The sequence below is a fragment of the Sphingobacterium sp. genome (assembly GCF_039596235.1).
Taxonomy (GTDB): Bacteria; Bacteroidota; Bacteroidia; order Sphingobacteriales; family Sphingobacteriaceae; genus Sphingobacterium.
Genome location: NZ_JBCNKE010000002.1, coordinates 33,505 through 51,689, shown reverse-complemented (window position 1 = coordinate 51,689; position 18,185 = coordinate 33,505). Strand labels below are relative to the sequence as shown.

Here is an 18,185-nt window from a genome sequence, read left to right as displayed (position 1 = left end):
AAGGAGCTGCCATCGTGTTTGCAGGTTGTGTACAGCCGGCTGTGGTCTATTTATTTATTTCATCCAGTTCAAAGGATTTTATCGAAGCCCAGTCCTGTGTCTGAAGCATTGGTGCAAACATCCACTTTCCTTGGTTTTCCAAACTGATCAATGGCAACTCATAGGTCTGTTCCAATATTTTCCGAACCTGCTCTCTATCCATCCCTTGTAAATCCACTAATGTATTGTCCTGCATCAAATAAAAATGGTCGCCAAAAAGATAAGCCATATTGGGGTCGTGCATCACACAGAGCACCGTTGTACCCTCCTTGACCAGTTCTTTAGCGGACTGCAACACTGCAATCTGATAGTTCAAGTCAAGATGGTTTGTCGGTTCATCCAAAAGCAACAGATCAGGCTGTTGCACCAATACCCGACAAAGCAAGACCAGCTGCCGCTCGCCACCTGATAAGGACGTATAAGATTTATGTTTTAAATGTGCGAGATTAAATTTCTCCAGGATGGCATCCACAGCCTCAAAATCTTCACGGCCTGGTGAAAAGCGAGAAAACGATGCCCGTCCTGTTAAAATAACATCCGCCACCTTAAAAGGGAAAGTCGTCTGATGAAACTGGTTTAAGAACCCCAGTTTAAGTCCATTTGATTTACCGATTTTCCAGTTTCTACGCTCCGTTTCACCGATCAATATCGATCCCTGATAATGTTTTTCCAATCCGGCAATAACATTGAACATGGTCGACTTACCACTACCGTTCCGGCCCAGAATAATCGAAAGTTTTCCTTCGGGAAAGGCCACGTTCACGTCCCGTAAAATAGTATCCTTCCCATAGGCAAAAGATAGATTTTCGATATGGATGGATTTGCTCATGAGTTCCAGTTAATATCGTTCCGGCGCATCAGGTAGATAAAGAGTGGAGCGCCAATAATCATTGTAAATACACCTATCGGAATTTCGAAAGGCATGACTGCACGGGAAAAATCATCAATCAATAACAGAAATGTTCCACCGATACTGATATTCGCCCATACCACAATATTATTGTTGGGGCCAAAAATCATGCGGCTGATATGGGGAACAATAAGTCCAAATAAACTAATCACTCCCACTGCAGCAACAGCTGATGCCGTGATCATGGTCGCAACCCCGATCATTACCAATTTCAATAGTTTTGGATTTACACCCACCGCAATTGCTTCCTGATCTCCCAGGGCCAACAAATTCAATTTCCAACGCAATAAGACCAATATGATCAACCCGATCGTTATCGGTAAAAAGGCGTTTTGCACTTTTGACCAGGAGGCCGTATGGAGATTTCCCATCGTCCACTGTACAATAGCCTGCAATTTATACGGATCACTGATATATTGTAACAGGGTAAGCATCGCCGTAAATACCCCTGAAATAACCATTCCTGCCAAAACCATCCCAATGATAGATGTCTTTAAGCCTGCATTGGATACAAAGTAAGTCAGGGCCACAGCACAGACACCAAATAGGAAGGCCGAAACATTCACGGACAAGAGCGGAAACAGCATGGCTAAAGCGGCACCGAAAGCAGCACCGGAAGATATTCCCAACGTAAATGGGTCCACGATTGGGTTCCGAAAAATAGCTTGCAAAGTCCCTCCTGATGAGGCAAGTGCCGCACCGACCATAAAGGTCAATAAAATCCGCGGTAAACGTACCTGCCACAAAATGGTATCCATACTATCCATCAATACTGTCGTATCATTTGCCTTATAAAGCCCTAGTTCCAATCCGATACGGTGGCAGAGTTCAATAAAACCAATATGCTGACTTGAGCCAATCAATAACGAAAGCAGCAGCAGCATTAGTGGCAATATCACCAGCAGCAAAAGTTTTTTTAGTTGAAGTATCATTGCAGAAGCCCCGCTTTACCGTATAATTTTTCAAAAGCAATTGTCATATCCTGATCAAGCTGTTCCTTGGTATAATTTGGGAAACACCAATGCCGCACCTGTTTGGCAAAGAGCATAAATTTCACTGTATGTGGATCAAAAGGAAAAGAAGGTGACATCACAAATACCTGTTTATTTTTTACGGCGGGCAGTGCGGCCAGTTCTTTTAAATTATAAACATCAGAGCTTTTGGAATTCCATAGTATCATGAGATCGGGGTTCCACTTGTAGATTGTTTCAGCACCTACATTTGGCGCTTCCATTTCTAAAGGACAGGCATTCGCCGCTCCCGATAGGCGGATGGCCATATCGATGAGGCTACCTCGTCCCGAGGTCGAAAGTATACGTCCCTTTGACCAGGCATAATAGACCTTTTTTTGCGGTTGATCCAGGGGTATCGTCATCTTTTTAGCCTCATTGCCGACAAATTCCACAATTTCCTCAGCCCGTGCTTTCTTGTCCAGAAGCGTTCCCATCCCGATCAATTCGTTAAAGATACTGGTTTCGTCTTTCGATGAAAAGGTAAAGACGGGAATACCCAGGTTTTCGAGTTGTGTGATATTATCCTGATCGGTATTGAATGTCAGGACAAGATCCGGGTTCAGACTTACGATGCTTTCTACATTGTTGGCCTGACCGCCAAACGTTGGGGTGGCGATACTTTTTTGAACGATACGTGGGTCTAATTTTGATAAAAAAGCATAGGTATCTTCCATTTGATAGACTTGCTCGGGAATGCCCACCAATCGGTCGCCGGCCTGTAGCATATAAACCTCATCCACCAGCGAAGGATATAGGACAACAACACGTTGGGCCGGACGCTCCAATGTAATTTCCTTGCCACGGCTATCCATGGCCTTCACCCCATTTTTACTTGCATTGGACTGTTGGTTTTGGCAGGCTAGTAAGCATACAAGCAAGACCAGTGGCAACAGCACTATATATATTCTAATTTTCATGCTTTCTGCTATTCTTTAGCTGCTGACGAATTTGATTCTCGGATAGCAATACCGCTTCCTCCAATTGGACAGATGCACCATATTTTGCTGCAATTTGCTCATAGAGTCGACCATCGTAGGGCAAATGGAGCGATTCCAATTGATCAACCTGAAAAATCGGTAGATGTCGGTTACCGACGAAATAACCAAAATCGGCCAGTTGAACCAAATCCGAAGGGTTAAACCTGATCGCCAAGGTCGGCTTAACAGTGACGATTGCCTGTAGTTGCCCATTGTGGTACAGGGCGTCTCCATGATGCCACTCCTGCCCCTGCTCCAATTGCATTAGGATTGTCTTGCCAGACAAGGTATTTCTGGTCAAACGCCGTTTATTTATTTCAAACCATTCGATGTACACCCGATCTACCTGATCAGTACTGACTTGGGACTGGGGCACAATTTTATCTATCGTTATCGGCAATCTATTCATTGTTATGTGGTGTATGTCATCACACTTTGCGCTGTGATCAACATCGTTCTATCCAATCGTTGATCACTTTCGCGCATTTACTATTTCGCCGCAGCTACTTTCTGCTGTTCTTTTTTCAGTTGAACTTTCTCTTTCAACCAGTCACACCAGCTATCTAGGCCATCTCCGTTCAAGGTACTGATTGTGATCACTTCCAAATTTGGGTTGACTTCACGTGCATCTTTTGTCACTGCATCTACGGAGAAAGGCACATAAGGTAACAAATCCGCTTTTGAAACAAGCATCAATTCGCTGGTCAAAAACATACGTGGGTATTTTTTGGGTTTATCATCACCTTCGGTTGTGGCCAATAAAGTAACCCTGTAATCTTCACCAAGGTCAAAAGCCGAAGGACAAAGTAAGTTTCCGACATTTTCGATAAATAACAAATCAATGCCTTCAATATCGATGTGATCCAAGGCCTGCAAAATCATTTGTGCCTCAATATGGCACATACCGCCGGTAACAATCTGCAACGCATTGATTCCAACATCACGCATACGGACGGCATCACGTTCTGTTTCAGGATCTCCTACTAAAACAGCAATGTTCAGGTCTTTGGAAAGGCGCTTTCCGGTCTCTTGCATCAGCGTTGTTTTACCAGAGCCCGGGGAAGAACATACATTAATCACACATACATCTTTCAGCCTGTCGCGGATACTTTTGGCGACAAAATCATTGGCTTTTAATAAATGTAGGGTTGTATTTTCACATTGAACCGAACCGACGCGGTTACCTAAACTTTTAGGATTTTGAGTATTGTCTGACATGATAAATGATTTTTTAATCGTGTTTAAAAATTACTTTGGAAATATAAAGTTCATTTCCTTGAACAATTGTACTCGAAGGTTGCCCACAATCGCAAACAAATCGGTGAAAATGAACAGGGAAATTCTTCTGACAGTGCTCACAATAGGCGATGATATCATTTACCACAACCTCCATTTCCATATCCCTATAATGGGTATTTTCAGTGATAAATGCATCAAAAGCATTTTGGATCAGCACAGGCTGCACATTGGACAATAGTCCCGCTGTCACCTGAATTTTCTGGATATCGTCTACTCTATTCTCGTAATGCGAGGTCAGCGTATCGAAAATATCCTTTACTATACTTAGCTCGTGCATGGGTATATTTTAAGAAATCAATAAAATAATTAGAAAAGAAATACGATTTTTCGTTCAATTTCCGTTAAGCATGAAGGCTCAAAATCGTTAAAATGGGATTTTCAGTTGCTCAAAAAGCAGGAACCGTGCTATGGGAATCGGTTCGATATCCAAAATATGCAGATAACGGTAATCGTTCTGCGATGCTGAAGGCAGTAATTCGTGCCAGAGCAAATTAACGAAAACCACCCAGCGGTCTGTCAACCAATCCTGATTATTCTCGACGTCCAATTCGGCGATAGATTGCATCGACGGGTATAAAGGATCTAAATCTGGATTGTCTATTTTTAGCAGGGCTGAAAGCGGAAAATCAGCTTTATTTGGTTCAGTTTTTAGGGAAGAAATCTCGCGGTGAAAACTGTCACTTTTCGGTACAATACTGTTTGCATTTAAACTTTTAAATGAAACAAACAGAACTGTAATTAGAAAAATAAAGTGCTTCCACATAGCTGTAAACTAACAAAGTAACAAGTTTCCCTTTGAAAACAATACAAAGTTACTACCGATCAAATAACAAAAAGTAGCACAAATCTTGAATTTTATTTCACAAAATAGGAAAAGCCCAAAGAAAATTCCATAATTCTTCATATATTAAATTAAAATTTGGTTAAAGCAAGATTAAAATGATCTTAGAGGCATAAATTGACGATTTTGGCGAAAAAAATTAAAACAATTTTAAGAGATTATAATCATCGTCCCTGGCCTCTGCCAACTCGCCCCTGGCGATATTATCAGGAATGGCTTGATCTCCTTTTTTTACATTTTCAGGTCGATTATGATTTGCTCCGTCCATTGGTTCCCGCCGGACTGCATATTGATCAGCACCAAGGAAGCTGTTATGTCTCTTTGGTAGCATTCAAGATGAAAAATATCCGCCCCAAAAATTTGCCTGCATTCCCACCTCTCTCGAACTTTTATGAGATCAATGTACGTACCTATATTGATCAGGACGGTAAAAAGGGAGTCTATTTTATCAATATTGAAGCAAGTAAATACTTATCCGCCCTAGTCGCAAAAAAATTGTCGGGACTACCTTACGAAAAGTCCGCCATACTGCGGAATGCGCAAGGGTATCACAATCTCAATCAGGAAAGGGAGTTTAGGTTGAAAACGATCTTTGAGGTGACCGATGAGATTACATTAAAATCCAGCCTTGATACCTGGCTCACCGAACGCTATTGCCTTTACCTGGACAAACCCGCTGGGATATATTGTTTCGACATCCATCATCCAGAATGGCCCTTGTTTTCCCTGCAGTTGAAGGAATGCCAGTTGAACTATACAGCTGGTGATATTCACCTCCATAACGAAAATATTGCGCTTATACACTATTCCCCAGGTGTACAAGTACTCGCTTGGGAAGCGAGGCAGATCAAGCCTGACCGCCCATCTCCATAAAAAAGAGCCTGTACTTCTGTGTAGTGAACCCCGAAAAGTTTTTGTCCAACTTTTCGGGGTCACATCAGTACAGGCTCACTTATCAATTGCTTATCATGCAGCTACCGTGCTTTGGGCTTATTTTAGCAGGCCGTGACCAATTGGATTTATCTGTGTAAATCAAAACGATCCAACTCCATCACCTTATTCCAGGCAGCAATAAAATCCTTAACGAATTTTTCTTTTGCATCAGCGCTACCATAGATTTCAGCAACAGCTCTTAGTTCAGCGTTAGAACCAAATACCAGATCCGCGCGTCCAGCGACCCATTTCTTTGCACCCGTTTTACGGTCCGTTCCTTCAAACAATTCCCGATCTTGCGAAATTGCAGTCCAAGCTGTTCCCATATCCAATAGATTCACAAAAAAATCATTGGTCAACTGTCCAGGACGTTCGGTCATTACCCCCGTCTGAGAACCATCAAAATTAGCTTGTAATACACGCATACCACCGATTAAAACGGTCAATTCCGGAACAGATAAAGTCAGTAATTGCGCTTTATCAATCAATAAGGATTCTGTGGAAACTGTATAAGAACCTTTCCGATAATTTCTAAAGCCATCAGCAATAGGCTCGAGATAACCCATTGATTCCACATCAGTCTGCTCTTGAGAAGCATCCATTCGTCCCGGATTAAACGGAACCTTGAGCGCATGTCCGCCAGCTCTTGCTCCCTGTTCGATTGCTGCTGCACCGGCAAGGACAATTAAATCGGCTAGAGATATTTTTTTACCCCCTTGTTGCTTACGATTAAAGTCCTGTTGGATCTGCTCCAGCACCGTCAGCACCTTTTGCAACTGCGTTGGGTTATTGACCTGCCAATAACGTTGGGGCGCTAAACGAATCCGGGCTCCGTTTGCACCGCCGCGCATATCAGAACCACGGAATGTTGAAGCCGAAGCCCATGCCGTAGTCACCAACTCTGCGATAGTAAGACCAGAAGCCAATATAGTTGTTTTTAAGTCCTCAACATCATTTGCATCGACCAATACATGATCTACAGTAGGAATAGGATCTTGCCATAACAATTCTTCACTTGGTACTTCTGCGCCTAGATAACGTGTACGTGGACCTAAGTCACGATGTGTTAATTTAAACCAGGCACGTGAAAATGCATTTGCGAAAGCGTCCTGATCTTCGTAGAATTTACGGGAAATCTTCTCGTAAACAGGATCAAAGCGCAAGGACAGATCCGTTGTCAACATCGTTGGTCTGCGTTTTTTATTAGGGTCAAAAGGATCGGGAATACTTGAATCAGCTCCTTTTGCCACCCATTGGTGCGCACCAGCGGGACTTTTTGTAAGCTCCCATTCATTTTCAAAAAGATTTTTAAAAAAGAGGTTCGTCCATTCGGTCGGTTTTTGTGTCCAGATAACTTCCAGACCACTGGTAATGGCATCAGTACCGACCCCAGTACCATAACTGCTTTTCCATCCAAGCCCTTGTTGTTCAATCCCTGCAGCTTCGGGTTCCTTACCAACGTTATCTGCCGGTCCGGCACCATGTGTTTTTCCAAAAGTATGCCCGCCGGCGATTAGCGCAACAGTTTCCTCGTCATCCATCGCCATACGGCCGAACGTGTCCCTAATATCTTTTGCGGCTGCAATAGGGTCCGGATTTCCATCTGGCCCCTCTGGGTTCACATAGATCAATCCCATCTGTACAGCTGCTAAAGGTTTTTCAAGATTGCGGGAATGTTGTTTGCCATCTGCATCATCATCCGCTGATAAAACACCATGCGATTCAACCACACCTTCAGAGCCATGTGCATAACGTACATCACCACCTAACCAGGTTTTTTCTGATCCCCAGTATACATCCAATTCCGGTTCAAAAGCGTCCACACGTCCTCCTGAAAAGCCAAAGGTTTTAAATCCCATTGATTCCAGTGCGACATTTCCCGTTAGAATCAGTAAATCCGCCCAGGAAATGTTCTTACCATATTTTTGTTTGATCGGCCACAAGAGTCGACGCGCTTTATCCAAGCTCACGTTGTCCGGCCAACTATTCAAAGGAGCAAAACGCTGCTGTCCGGTTCCAGCACCGCCGCGGCCGTCACTGACCCGATAGGTCCCGGCACTATGCCAGGCCATCCGAATAAATAAGGGACCATAATGTCCAAAATCTGCTGGCCACCAATCCTGTGAATCCGTCATCAAGGCATGTAAATCTCTCTTAACGGCTTCCAAATCCAATTGCTTGAAGGCTTCGGCATAATCAAAGCCCTCATCCATTGGATTTGATTTCGTTGCATGCTGTCTCAAAAGGTCCACACGAAGTCTATTTGGCCACCAATCTTGATTTTGGGTTCCCCCTCCCGCAACGGCGTTGCGCATAGTTCCATTGTGAAATGGGCATTTGCTAATGTCTTTTTCGTTGTTGTCCATATTAAAAGAAAGTTTATTATATAATATCTAAATGATCAAATTGTTTGACTTTTACTTTCATAAAATTAAACAAATACAGCATCTCCTACTCATCGAATGATTCGATACAATATAATCAAAATCTATTAACAGGACCAAACATTATAAATAACAAGCAGTTATAATGACGATAAAACGGTCGTTTATTTCGAGCGATTACAACAATTCCAAAAACAAAAAACACGTTTTTTTTATTCTACTAATAGATAGAAGTAAGTATCCATTTGTCATGGGGGAAGTATCCACATATCTAATCAGTGCATTTATTGGTATTAGTCTGGCTGCAGCGACCGGTTTCCGAGTTTTTATGCCTTTGTTTTTGCTCAGCCTGGGCTGTCGTCTGGAATTATTTCAGGTGGGAAATGAGTGGGCTTGGGCGGGTTCTAATTTAGTGCTGATTACGACGAGTATCGCGATGGTGATTGAAGTTGCCGCTTACTACATACCCGTTGTTGACAATATACTGGACAGCATTTCCATTCCGTTGGCAACGATTGCGGGAACATTACTATTTGCGGTACAGTTTACAGATATTTCTCCGTTTTTCCGCTGGTCAGCGGCCATTATTGCCGGAGGGGGAACTGCGGCGACGATCAGCACGGTATTGGCCGGTACAAGGGCTGCTTCCTCTATTGGAACCGCGGGTCTTGGCAATTTCATTATTTCGACCATGGAAACCATTGGCTCCTCCGTCTTAACTATTCTGGCAGTATTTGTTCCTTTTATGGCTGTCCTGGTCGTTTTCGCCTTATACTATTTCTTCGGGAAATTCGGAAAAAAACAATTGCAAAAGAAGCTCAAAAAAACATAAAAAAGAAAAGCGTCCAAAAAGTAAAACTTCTTAGAATTGAGTATTCGAAAAGAGGTTATACAGAGGGCACCAACTAAATGAAAGAAAAAGGGGTGTCCACACTGGAGACACCCCTTTTTCTATGCGCTATAAAAGCGTTACAATCCGTCAAACCTAGTCAATGATAACTTCTTGTGGCCTTTTTACCTTGTCAAGATCCTTGGGAAGAATGACAGTAAGTACACCGTCTTCAAAACTTGCATGTACATTATCTGTAAGCACTTGTTCATTTAATTGAAATTCACGCTCAAATGCAGTACCTAAATGCTCTTTATAGATATAATCTGCTGCATCGTTTGTGTTTTCTGTACAGGAAACTGTTAAGATTCCTTCATTAATACTGACCTGAAATTGCTCTTTTTTTCGGCCGGCAGCAAACACCTGCACTTCGTAGAACTCAGAATTTTCAGAAATATTTACAGGAACAAATTGCTGTCCCTCTCCGCGATGTCCCGCATCACCTTCAAAAAAATGCTGTTGAAATTTTTCAAAACGGTCTTTGAAATGTTGACCGCAAAATTTATTTTGATTTGAATATCCGCTGGAATAATGATTTCTTTTAAACATGTCTTTATTATTTTAGTAATGAATATTGTGTATTGAGCAACGAGTAGCCCAAAGGACTGCATTATTGCTTGTATTTATATGGTTTTCTACAAGTCCTGCCATTAATATACCGGGACAATTGTCGCATTCTTAACGCGTTGTTGTTTGTATAAAGGAACGATTGCACGATTCGTCCTCGAAGCACTGTACATTCCGGGATGGACCGGAGCTTTGCCCATTTTAAATGAACGCATTTCTCTCCTGCGCATTTTGGCCATTGCAAAGCTTCCTATTCCGAATAGGATCGTTGCGACCAGTAACAGCTTAAAGATCGCTCCCATAATCAAGCTAGCTAAACCCACTATTACCGTCAATGCGATCAAGCGCGGCAATATAAATCGAATTTTATTTTTCATTTTTTCTTTAATTTAATTGTTCATTAACCCCAAAATCTGTCAACCCACTTATTGGTAATTCTATTCGTTAACCTATAAACTTTTTTCGCTGTCAATTTCTCGAGCAGTATAATTGTTATATGTCTCTGGTAACAGATCATCGCGTTCTGTCATTACCTTTATCGTGTTTCTTCAGCTCTTGGCATAAAAAAAGGCGCCTTTATAGAAGAAGACGCCTGTACCAGGTTTTTACTTTAAAAAATTTACTTTTTTTTTTTTCAGAATCCACACCGTCCACTGAAACGACGTTTCCATTCCTCCCGCAAGCGCTCCCTTTCCTCCTCTGAAAGATCTTCATGGCGGCCCATATCAGGGGGAAAATTTTTACGGAACCCGCCTCTTCCCGGCTTACCAAACCCACGTCCAAATAGAATGCGTGATAGCACAAACAAGCCAAACGCCTGCCAATAGGTGATTGCCTTTAAATTGAAAATATCACACATCAATGTATTCCACAGATATTGCAACAAGGCTACCAGCAAGAAAACTCCAATGACAATGGCAACAAACACAAAAGCGAATTTGCCTTTTCCCTGTCTTCTCATTCTTCTATTCATAGCTATATTTTTAAAATTTTAATTCTTCATATAAGTTCCGCAAACGTAAACGCAGATGTTTTACCGCATAGCCCTTTCTGCTTATGATCGTTTTCAGATTTTCATTTTCCATGTCGGCAATCTCCTGCAAGGTTTTATCTTCAATTTCATTGAGCATAAAAACCCGACGTTGTTTCTCGGGCAATTCTTCGAGAGCTTTCATCAATTCATCCCAAAAAATGTCTTTAAATAATTTAAGTTCAGGATTGTTCGAATCATCGGCCAGTAGAAACTGACGTATCGGAAGGGCTGTATCCACTTCCTCCCCATCCGCCATTAAATCATCCAGTGACTCATCTTTCTTCTTTCGATAACTATCTGTAATCTTGTTCCGCGTAACCGCATACAACCATGCTCCAGCATTTTCCAGTTCGTCCATATTGGTCAAACGGCTGAATTGATACCAGACTTCCTGCAAGATATCCTCGGCGTCTTCCGTCTTTTTGACCTTTCCTTTTACAAAACGCAGCAACTGACCCCCATAAGTTTTGACGATATCTGTAAATGATCTGGAGTTTTTTTCTGCCATATGATTTTGGTATGCAATGTCCATAATTACATAGACGAAGCAACAACGCTTTTACTCTAAATTATTTGCATCTGCCTAATTTTTTATTCATGAGTCAATTTTCTCCTTAAGGCCTTCATGCTGCTTTTGGCGGTTGCATCTGTAATGCAGCTATCTGATTTATTCATCTGCTGTACGTTTTAAACCACATTCATGAATCGTTCGGTTCATCCGGTGATAAATAAATCATAATGTTTACATAACCATAAAGGTTGTTGTTCAATAGGATTACTTGCGTTTATCCCGGACAACCTTTCCTTTGTCTGTCATAAAGATAAAACGATAATTTGGAAAATTGCGGATTAATTTCTTTCCTTCTTTTTCACCCAGCACCATAATGGAAGTACTCAGTGCATTGGCTATCTCTGCCGACGGTCCATAGATTGTTACCGAAGTCAATCCCGTAGCTGGATATCCGGTGATGGGATTAATAATATGAGAATAACGTTTTCCATTGATTTCGGCATATTTTTCATAGCTGCCTGAGGTAGCGACAGCCTTTTCATTCAAGCGAAGAACCCGAACCATCTGATGTGATTTGAAGGGATTATTCACTCCAATCTTCCAGGGCTCACCATTGGGTTGGCTGCCCCAGGTCGATAGATCTCCCGAAGCATTGACGATTCCGGCAGTGATTCCACGGGCTTTCATGATCTCCCTTCCCCGATCCGCCGCATACCCCTTCCCGATCGAGCCAAAGCCAATCTTCATACCCGGAAGTTCCAAGAAAATAGTCGAAGCAGCACTATCCAAAATAATATGTTTATAGCCAACTTTGGCAACTGAATTTCTGATCGCATCGGCAGAAGGCATTGTATCCATACTGCCATCAAACTTCCATATTTTATCTAAAGCGACAATGCTAATATCAAAGGCTCCTTGTGAATTCCGGCTGTATTGAATTGCCCTTTTGGTCAGGTCAAATACTTCGCGGTCAACTTTAATAGGTTTAATCCCTGCATTGCGGTTGACCTCCGAAATCTGCGTATTTGGGCGCCACTCCGAAATCAGGTTTTCGATGCGTTCAATCTCTGCAATGACTTCGACAATATGCTGGTCGGCCTGTACGCTATCCCGATCAACTAGGGTGATCTCAAAAACAGACCCCATAAGGGTCACCTGTTTTTTGAGCAATACCTGTGAAAAACCGTTAGCGACGGCTATCAACCAAAATATTGAAATCAGTAGATACTGCTTATAAGAATTCATTACCCATTGTCAAAATAAATGATAGCATAAGATTGTCGTGTTTAATAACAATCTGTCAGGATCTGACCATTTTCTTTGTAGATCTTGATTGATTTGCCTGTACCTACCAGCAGTAGCTCATTTAAAGTTGCTTCGACATCCTGCTGCATACGGAGTGAACCACATAATAAGATACAACCCTGCTGTTCGAGCAATTCAACGAAGTACGTACCATCCTGACGGATCAGATCCATCACGTACTGTCCCTGCTGTTCCCTTGAAAAAGCCAGCTGTACATCGTTCAGTTGTCCCAGTTTTTTTTGTTCATCGGTAAATTCCAAATATTGTGCCGTCATCTCATTGTTCTTGCGGAAGCCCGCATAGAGTTTGAGAGGTACTTTATGCTGATTTTCTGCAATCATACCCAAGAATGGTGCAATACCGGTTCCATTTGCAATCAAGGCTACAGCAGATGCTGCCTTTGGAAAATGAAAACTTGGATTGGCCATGACACGCGCTTCCAGAACCTGATTCGCTTTTAGTTGGTATAGAAATCCCGAACCAAAACCATCAGGAAATAGCTTGACGACCAATTGAACCATCCCATCCTTACATCCAATGGAATAGAAACGTTCCCGTTGATCCTGCGCCGGATAGATGGCCAACAAATCTCCGGACTGTACTTTCATTTTTCCAAGAGGTTTCAATAAAAGTGTAAAGGTGCTGTTGCTCTCTGAAACAGCTGATCGGGCTATCACTTTAAATTTCTTCAATCCAACAACTTTGGAGCTGTATATCGCTGGAGCAGAAGCCAAGGCAATATTGGTATGTTCACTCCAATGATGTACCCATGAAATCAGATCATCAACACTTTTGTCATTGACCGTATGTAGATCTATCAGTCGGGAGGCCCATGCTTGCTCACTGAGCAACTTGTCTATCGCATATGCATAAGCGCAAAAATCAGGGTATGCTTTCGATCCAAAACCGAGAACAGAGAAATGAATCGACTGCTGTTGTGGATAGGCCAATAGCTTTTTCTCAAATTGAGTTGCATTGGAAGGCGCTGTTCCGAGACCGTAGGTGGACGTAAACAGTAAAAAATGATTTGCTTTTGGAAAATACTGATAGTGGTTCATGCCAAGCAAAAGTGATTTTTTACCGTCCGCCAACAGCTGTTTATGAATCTGATTGGCAAAAAACAAGGTACTTCCATTTTCAGTACCTACCAAAATAACAATTTCGGCGTCAGCTGCCTTATACTTATTCTTAATCTTTGTTCGCGTACGTTTGAAAGTTATGACAAAACCTGTATAAATAAAAAACACAATATTCAGTGATGCAAGCCCCAAAATGATGGCCCATATCACGCTGGTTTTGCCGGTATGAAGATCGAGCGAAAATTGTTCTGCAAGTAAAGTAAAGGGATACTTGACTTCTTTATGTATGGCACCGTTCAATTGATTTACGGTCAACTCGCGGTCTTTCAGTTTGAGGATATAATACTCGTCAGGATCTCCTTCTAAAAAAGGAAACTCCACCTTCACGATATCGTTAAGCTTCGTTTTTTTGAAGATCGGAAAATCGGCTATCGGCAGTTCCTCAGTCTCATTTTCCTTCACGGGATATTCAACCGTTTGGTTTGTCTTCTTTAACAGTTCGATTCGGACCATAAATAAATAGGTCCCCGTCAAAGCCAAAATTAAAATGGGTATCAGAAACAAGCGCCCTGAAACAACATGAAAATATTGTGCGAAGAAATCCCGATTGATCTTGGCAAAGAAATGTCGAACGCCCTGTTGACGTTTGATAATCAGCACCAAACCTGAGATTGTAATCAAAAATAGTAGAAAAGAAGCGATGCCAATAATAATTCGGCCTGTTACCTTTAAGAATAGGGAACGATGCAGGGCTGTAATCCATTGAACAAACTGTGTTTTGTTCTTTTGCGCACCCAGATATTTACCGTTTTGCGGATCAATATATCCTTTTACAGTATTTCCATCAGCATCTATGGCGTCAATGCTCACAAATTGATTGTGGTCAACCGAGATTTCAATAATTTCAGGATAGACCTTTCGCAGACCAGTAATGGTCTGCGAAAGATCCAAAGAATCTATATTTTCTATTCGATAGGGCGGTATTTTTTCATTGATGGCGTCAATGGCTAAAATTACTCCCGTGATCGATAATAATAGTAAAAAAACAGAAGAAACAAGAGCTAAGGCTAAATGTGCATACCTCCAGATAGATACCAACATTTTTTCTTATTGTACTTTATTTAATTTGACAAGCTTAATGTATCCCTTACCATTTGCTTTTTCAGTGATAGCCTCTTTTGTTAATGGGATCTCTACATCTGCAGTATGATATTTCTGTTCTTCGACAGCGGATTCAAAACGAAGTTTATACCCTTTGTTAAATTTAGACTCATCTATTTCCAATGTACGCATCGCACGATCACCGCCACCAACGGAAGCACCGGTCACTGCACTCAGCTTTTCTTTGGTTTTAGCCTGAAATTTATACCATTCTTTCAATGTGTTATACCATTGTTTGTCTGGTCCCAATACGGCAAGTGTTTTTTCGTATGCTCCCTTCGGATTGATGAGTGAAATAACAACATAAGCTCCCTCCCCCTGATAGGCGTTCATTTGGATCATACATTTATACTTACCCGTTTGGGCAAATGTGCTGATAGAAACTGAAAAAAACAAAAGTGTGATTAGTGCGATCTTAATTATAGTATTCATCTTATTATTTTAAAAAGTCCAACTGTACATTTCCTTTTGACAAAAAGTCATTTTCTTTTGCCAAGTCGTATGCAGTTTCATCAAATTCGGTTTTCAGTTCTTTTTTTGCTCCCAACGCAACCAGTGTTTTCAATAATGAATCGTCTTTGGCAATCAAAGCTGCTTTATGTAGTGCAGTGGTCCCCTCTTTATCCTGAGCATTGATATTTGCACCCAGTTCGCTTGCTTTCCGAATCAGGTTTGCGCTTTCTTTAGCAACAGCGAGGTGATAGAGCGTGCTACCGTCTTTCTGTGGTGCGGCAACATCCAATCCCCCCGCTTTAAGAACTACTAATTTTTCTTTAAAATCATCCACCTGAGGGCTATTGGATTGCGCAGCCTGTTGTGGGCGTCCACCCTGTGGGGCTTCTTTGAATGAATTAAACCAGTAAACAGCTAAGTTATTACCATCTTTGTCCAATAATTTCGCATCGGCACCATTTTTAATCAAGAGTGCTGCAATCTCAGCTGTACCATTACCCACAGCATTAGTCAATGCAGATTCACCTTTTTCATTCACAGCATTCACATTCTTTGCTTTGGAAAGTAATAGTTCCACTAATTTTGCGTCTTTGCCATTCGCCGCAACCATAAGCGCTGTATTGCCTTCATTATCCGCTTTTGCAACATCAACTCCCTTATTTAAAAAGTAATCGATCACCGCCATATCTGGACGGCGTACAAGCGCATGTAATAAAGTCGCACCGTCTTTATTGATGAATTTAGGGTCCAATTTAAGTTTCTCCACCAAATAAGTATAAGTCTCCAGTCCATTTGATGCTTGTCTAGATCCTTGTGTAGCAAAAAACAAGGCATTATTTGTTGGTTTTACACCACGGGCGATAAACTTTTCGACCAACGGCATGTTACCTAATTTCGCCGCATAATCCGTAACGACACGGCCGTACTCATCTTTATCTTGTATAGAAAGTCCCTTCTTGATAAAGTAATCCGTCAATGTAAGATCTTTATCCGCAGAAGCCGCCAGCATCATTAACGTAGCTCCACCTTCATATTTTTGTTTTGGGTCTACTCCAGCTTTAAATAAAGCATCATAGACAGCGGTATTGGTATTTCCCGTCGACGCAGCATAGGCAACGATCGGGTAGCCATGGCTATCCTGGTAGTTTACATCGGAACCTTTTGCAATAAGATAATCCACCAACTCAGCATTACCACTTGAAGCAGCCCAATGCAGGTAACTCCGGCTATGGTGGGTTTTCTTCGTTACACTGTTCCCTTCCTGTTCAATCATGAATTTGACAACATCTGTCGGAGCTCCATTTAGGATTGCCATCGTTACGGGATCAAAAGATGCCGCATTGGGTTGTGAAGGGCTATTTCCTTTTGTAATTTCCTCCTTAACGGTAGCCAAAGTAGGTTTACCTTTCCAAAACTCACCATTCATCAACGAGTTTGTTTGTGCTTGGGCATAAGATGCCGCCAAAAGTAAAGCTGCTAAAAGTGTCTTTTTCATTAGAACGTATTTTTTATTGATAATGAAGTCATCATGAACGATCGCTATTCTTGCTAGCTGCTTGTGAATATCGTATGGATCTTGCTAACCTCAGCTGGATACAAATATTAAACCGAAGAACTAATCTCTTATTTAAATTAATTCTAAATTACTGCAAATCTAAAAAATATTCTGATACTAAAAAATTAATACGGGTTAAATTTGCTCATTATACATCTCTTTAGAATTTTTTATCCAAACCCCACAAGCCCGACTTGCAAATCCAACAAAATTATCTTAGTTTACACTAATACTAAGGAAGCGGCATAATGAATACGGTATCGTCCAATCTTTTTCCAATAAGTTCTTTTGAGGGTAGACTAAGCCATAAACTCTTCTACAGTATATTTGAACCTGTGCACCAAAAGGTATTAGCGACAATATTGATTGTTCATGGCATGCAGGAACATAGTGGCCGGTATCAAATGCTTGCCGATCATCTGGCTGACCGTGGTTTTGCTGTACTCAGCTATGATCAGTTGGGGCATGGAAAGACGGCCGTTAATACAGATGGATTAGGGTATTTTCAACAATCTGATCCTGCGGAACAATTGGTACAGGATGCCTTAACAATGAGCGCTGTCTTGCAACAAGGCTATCCCGATCAACCGCATTTTATCTTAGGGCATTCCATGGGATCTTTTGTTACCCGTTGTGTCTTACAACAAGCAGGAGATCGCTTTAAAGGGGCAATAATCGTCGGGACGGGCGCACGGCAAAAAGGATCCACCGTTTTTCGTATGCTATTGGCAATGCTCAATTCCTTTGCACCTAAAAAACGAAGCCGATTGATTAACAACATTTTTAGCCAGCGTAATAATGCCGGATTTAAAAGTGAGCCCAATCAAAATAATAGCAATTGGCTGAGTGTCAACAAAGCGAATCGCATTGCTTTTATCGAAGATCCATTATGCGGTGGCTTATTTACAAACAATGGTTTTTATACTGTATTGAGTTTATCACTACGCGCGACAGATAAAGAACTGACAAAACGCATTCCGAAAGGTTTACCCCTATTATTTATTAGCGGACAGGATGACCCTATTGGTGACTTCGGGAAGGGAGTGGAAGATACTGCCGCCCAATTACGTATGCAGGGACAGGCCGATATTACTGTAAAACTCTATGAAGGCATGCGTCACGAAATACTCAATGAAGATTGCAAGGAAGAAGTCTTTCAGTTCATTGATCATTGGCTTGACGAGCATTTAAACTAATCGTCGCCCAAAGTATCTGCGGATTGGTTCATTGACATAT

General features: G+C 41.7%; 19 protein-coding genes. 3 read left to right on the top strand and 16 right to left on the bottom strand.

Annotated features, from left to right (window positions below; all coding sequences use genetic code 11):
- Positions 1–46: 46 nt before the first annotated feature.
- The 7 genes from ABDW32_RS04265 to ABDW32_RS04235 form a co-directional block, all read right to left on the bottom strand.
- The gene (locus tag ABDW32_RS04265; protein WP_343559780.1) at positions 47–868 is read right to left on the bottom strand and encodes an ABC transporter ATP-binding protein; all 822 of its coding nucleotides are present in this window, start codon (positions 866–868) and stop codon (positions 47–49) included.
- Positions 865–1,881 (bottom strand): iron ABC transporter permease, encoded by a 1,017-nt coding sequence (locus ABDW32_RS04260; protein ID WP_343559777.1) that lies wholly within the window; start codon positions 1,879–1,881, stop codon positions 865–867. Before ABDW32_RS04260 ends, ABDW32_RS04265 begins: the two co-directional genes overlap by 4 nt.
- Entirely contained in the window at positions 1,878–2,879 is a 1,002-nt protein-coding gene (locus ABDW32_RS04255; protein WP_343559775.1) for an ABC transporter substrate-binding protein, read from the bottom strand. Before ABDW32_RS04255 ends, ABDW32_RS04260 begins: the two co-directional genes overlap by 4 nt.
- Positions 2,869–3,348 (bottom strand): hypothetical protein, encoded by a 480-nt coding sequence (locus tag ABDW32_RS04250; protein WP_343559772.1) that lies wholly within the window; start codon positions 3,346–3,348, stop codon positions 2,869–2,871. Before ABDW32_RS04250 ends, ABDW32_RS04255 begins: the two co-directional genes overlap by 11 nt.
- A gap of 80 nt (positions 3,349–3,428) precedes the next feature.
- Complete coding sequence (hypB, locus tag ABDW32_RS04245; RefSeq protein ID WP_343559770.1) at positions 3,429–4,157, bottom strand: hydrogenase nickel incorporation protein HypB; 729 nt, start codon at positions 4,155–4,157, stop codon at positions 3,429–3,431.
- Between the two features lie 13 nt (positions 4,158–4,170).
- Complete coding sequence (locus ABDW32_RS04240; RefSeq protein WP_343559768.1) at positions 4,171–4,515, bottom strand: hydrogenase maturation nickel metallochaperone HypA; 345 nt, start codon at positions 4,513–4,515, stop codon at positions 4,171–4,173.
- 87 nt (positions 4,516–4,602) lie between these two features.
- Positions 4,603–5,001, bottom strand: a complete 399-nt coding sequence (locus tag ABDW32_RS04235) for a hypothetical protein (RefSeq protein ID WP_343559766.1) — start codon at positions 4,999–5,001, stop codon at positions 4,603–4,605.
- 204 nt (positions 5,002–5,205) lie between these two features.
- Here ABDW32_RS04235 and ABDW32_RS04230 point away from each other — a divergent pair, with 204 nt between their 5' ends.
- Positions 5,206–5,952, top strand: a complete 747-nt coding sequence (locus tag ABDW32_RS04230; RefSeq protein ID WP_343559763.1) for a DUF2071 domain-containing protein — start codon at positions 5,206–5,208, stop codon at positions 5,950–5,952.
- Between the two features lie 146 nt (positions 5,953–6,098).
- Here ABDW32_RS04230 and katG read toward each other — a convergent pair whose 3' ends face one another.
- Positions 6,099–8,378: a catalase/peroxidase HPI gene (gene katG / locus ABDW32_RS04225; RefSeq protein WP_343559760.1), complete on the bottom strand. Its 2,280-nt coding sequence runs from the start codon at positions 8,376–8,378 to the stop codon at positions 6,099–6,101.
- Between the two features lie 268 nt (positions 8,379–8,646).
- Between katG and ABDW32_RS04220 the strand changes: the two genes are divergently transcribed.
- Positions 8,647–9,228 carry a DUF4126 domain-containing protein gene (locus tag ABDW32_RS04220; protein ID WP_343559758.1) on the top strand — a complete coding sequence of 194 codons (582 nt, stop codon included), beginning with the start codon at positions 8,647–8,649 and terminating at the stop codon, positions 9,226–9,228.
- Positions 9,229–9,381: 153 nt separating this feature from the next.
- On the opposite strand, the gene ABDW32_RS04215 is transcribed toward ABDW32_RS04220, so the two are convergent.
- The 8 genes from ABDW32_RS04215 to ABDW32_RS04180 form a co-directional block, all read right to left on the bottom strand.
- On the bottom strand, positions 9,382–9,834 hold the full coding sequence (locus tag ABDW32_RS04215) for an Hsp20/alpha crystallin family protein (RefSeq protein WP_343559755.1): 453 nt from the start codon (positions 9,832–9,834) through the stop codon (positions 9,382–9,384).
- Between the two features lie 101 nt (positions 9,835–9,935).
- Positions 9,936–10,229: a hypothetical protein gene (locus ABDW32_RS04210; RefSeq protein WP_343559752.1), complete on the bottom strand. Its 294-nt coding sequence runs from the start codon at positions 10,227–10,229 to the stop codon at positions 9,936–9,938.
- 257 nt (positions 10,230–10,486) lie between these two features.
- Entirely contained in the window at positions 10,487–10,825 is a 339-nt protein-coding gene (locus ABDW32_RS04205) for a hypothetical protein (protein ID WP_343559749.1), read from the bottom strand.
- Between the two features lie 10 nt (positions 10,826–10,835).
- On the bottom strand, positions 10,836–11,393 hold the full coding sequence (locus tag ABDW32_RS04200; RefSeq protein ID WP_343559747.1) for an RNA polymerase sigma factor: 558 nt from the start codon (positions 11,391–11,393) through the stop codon (positions 10,836–10,838).
- A gap of 267 nt (positions 11,394–11,660) precedes the next feature.
- Positions 11,661–12,641, bottom strand: coding sequence for an FAD:protein FMN transferase (locus ABDW32_RS04195; RefSeq protein ID WP_343559743.1), 981 nt, complete (start codon positions 12,639–12,641; stop codon positions 11,661–11,663).
- Between the two features lie 41 nt (positions 12,642–12,682).
- A complete protein-coding gene (locus tag ABDW32_RS04190; protein ID WP_343559741.1) occupies positions 12,683–14,881 on the bottom strand; it encodes a PepSY domain-containing protein in 2,199 nt (732 codons plus the stop codon).
- 6 nt (positions 14,882–14,887) lie between these two features.
- On the bottom strand, positions 14,888–15,373 hold the full coding sequence (locus tag ABDW32_RS04185) for a DUF2271 domain-containing protein (RefSeq protein WP_343559738.1): 486 nt from the start codon (positions 15,371–15,373) through the stop codon (positions 14,888–14,890).
- A 4-nt stretch (positions 15,374–15,377) separates the two neighbouring features.
- Positions 15,378–16,889, bottom strand: a complete 1,512-nt coding sequence (locus tag ABDW32_RS04180; protein WP_343559736.1) for an ankyrin repeat domain-containing protein — start codon at positions 16,887–16,889, stop codon at positions 15,378–15,380.
- A 308-nt stretch (positions 16,890–17,197) separates the two neighbouring features.
- Here ABDW32_RS04180 and ABDW32_RS04175 point away from each other — a divergent pair, with 308 nt between their 5' ends.
- The gene (locus tag ABDW32_RS04175) at positions 17,198–18,145 is read left to right on the top strand and encodes an alpha/beta fold hydrolase (RefSeq protein ID WP_343559733.1); all 948 of its coding nucleotides are present in this window, start codon (positions 17,198–17,200) and stop codon (positions 18,143–18,145) included.
- The last annotated feature ends 40 nt before the right edge of the window (positions 18,146–18,185 follow it).

What these genes read in the sequence shown, in the direction of transcription:
- ABDW32_RS04265 (WP_343559780.1), bottom strand. Translation starts at nt 868, where the DNA reads ATGAGCAAATCCATCCATATCGAAAATCTATCTTTTGCCTATGGGAAG.
- ABDW32_RS04260 (WP_343559777.1), bottom strand. Translation starts at nt 1,881, where the DNA reads ATGATACTTCAACTAAAAAAACTTTTGCTGCTGGTGATATTGCCACTA.
- ABDW32_RS04255 (WP_343559775.1), bottom strand. Translation starts at nt 2,879, where the DNA reads ATGAAAATTAGAATATATATAGTGCTGTTGCCACTGGTCTTGCTTGTA.
- ABDW32_RS04250 (WP_343559772.1), bottom strand. Translation starts at nt 3,348, where the DNA reads ATGAATAGATTGCCGATAACGATAGATAAAATTGTGCCCCAGTCCCAA.
- hypB (WP_343559770.1), bottom strand. Translation starts at nt 4,157, where the DNA reads ATGTCAGACAATACTCAAAATCCTAAAAGTTTAGGTAACCGCGTCGGT.
- ABDW32_RS04240 (WP_343559768.1), bottom strand. Translation starts at nt 4,515, where the DNA reads ATGCACGAGCTAAGTATAGTAAAGGATATTTTCGATACGCTGACCTCG.
- ABDW32_RS04235 (WP_343559766.1), bottom strand. Translation starts at nt 5,001, where the DNA reads ATGTGGAAGCACTTTATTTTTCTAATTACAGTTCTGTTTGTTTCATTT.
- katG (WP_343559760.1), bottom strand. Translation starts at nt 8,378, where the DNA reads ATGGACAACAACGAAAAAGACATTAGCAAATGCCCATTTCACAATGGA.
- ABDW32_RS04220 (WP_343559758.1), top strand. Translation starts at nt 8,647, where the DNA reads ATGGGGGAAGTATCCACATATCTAATCAGTGCATTTATTGGTATTAGT.
- ABDW32_RS04215 (WP_343559755.1), bottom strand. Translation starts at nt 9,834, where the DNA reads ATGTTTAAAAGAAATCATTATTCCAGCGGATATTCAAATCAAAATAAA.
- ABDW32_RS04210 (WP_343559752.1), bottom strand. Translation starts at nt 10,229, where the DNA reads ATGAAAAATAAAATTCGATTTATATTGCCGCGCTTGATCGCATTGACG.
- ABDW32_RS04205 (WP_343559749.1), bottom strand. Translation starts at nt 10,825, where the DNA reads ATGAATAGAAGAATGAGAAGACAGGGAAAAGGCAAATTCGCTTTTGTG.
- ABDW32_RS04200 (WP_343559747.1), bottom strand. Translation starts at nt 11,393, where the DNA reads ATGGCAGAAAAAAACTCCAGATCATTTACAGATATCGTCAAAACTTAT.
- ABDW32_RS04195 (WP_343559743.1), bottom strand. Translation starts at nt 12,641, where the DNA reads ATGAATTCTTATAAGCAGTATCTACTGATTTCAATATTTTGGTTGATA.
- ABDW32_RS04190 (WP_343559741.1), bottom strand. Translation starts at nt 14,881, where the DNA reads ATGTTGGTATCTATCTGGAGGTATGCACATTTAGCCTTAGCTCTTGTT.
- ABDW32_RS04185 (WP_343559738.1), bottom strand. Translation starts at nt 15,373, where the DNA reads ATGAATACTATAATTAAGATCGCACTAATCACACTTTTGTTTTTTTCA.
- ABDW32_RS04180 (WP_343559736.1), bottom strand. Translation starts at nt 16,889, where the DNA reads ATGAAAAAGACACTTTTAGCAGCTTTACTTTTGGCGGCATCTTATGCC.
- ABDW32_RS04175 (WP_343559733.1), top strand. Translation starts at nt 17,198, where the DNA reads ATGAATACGGTATCGTCCAATCTTTTTCCAATAAGTTCTTTTGAGGGT.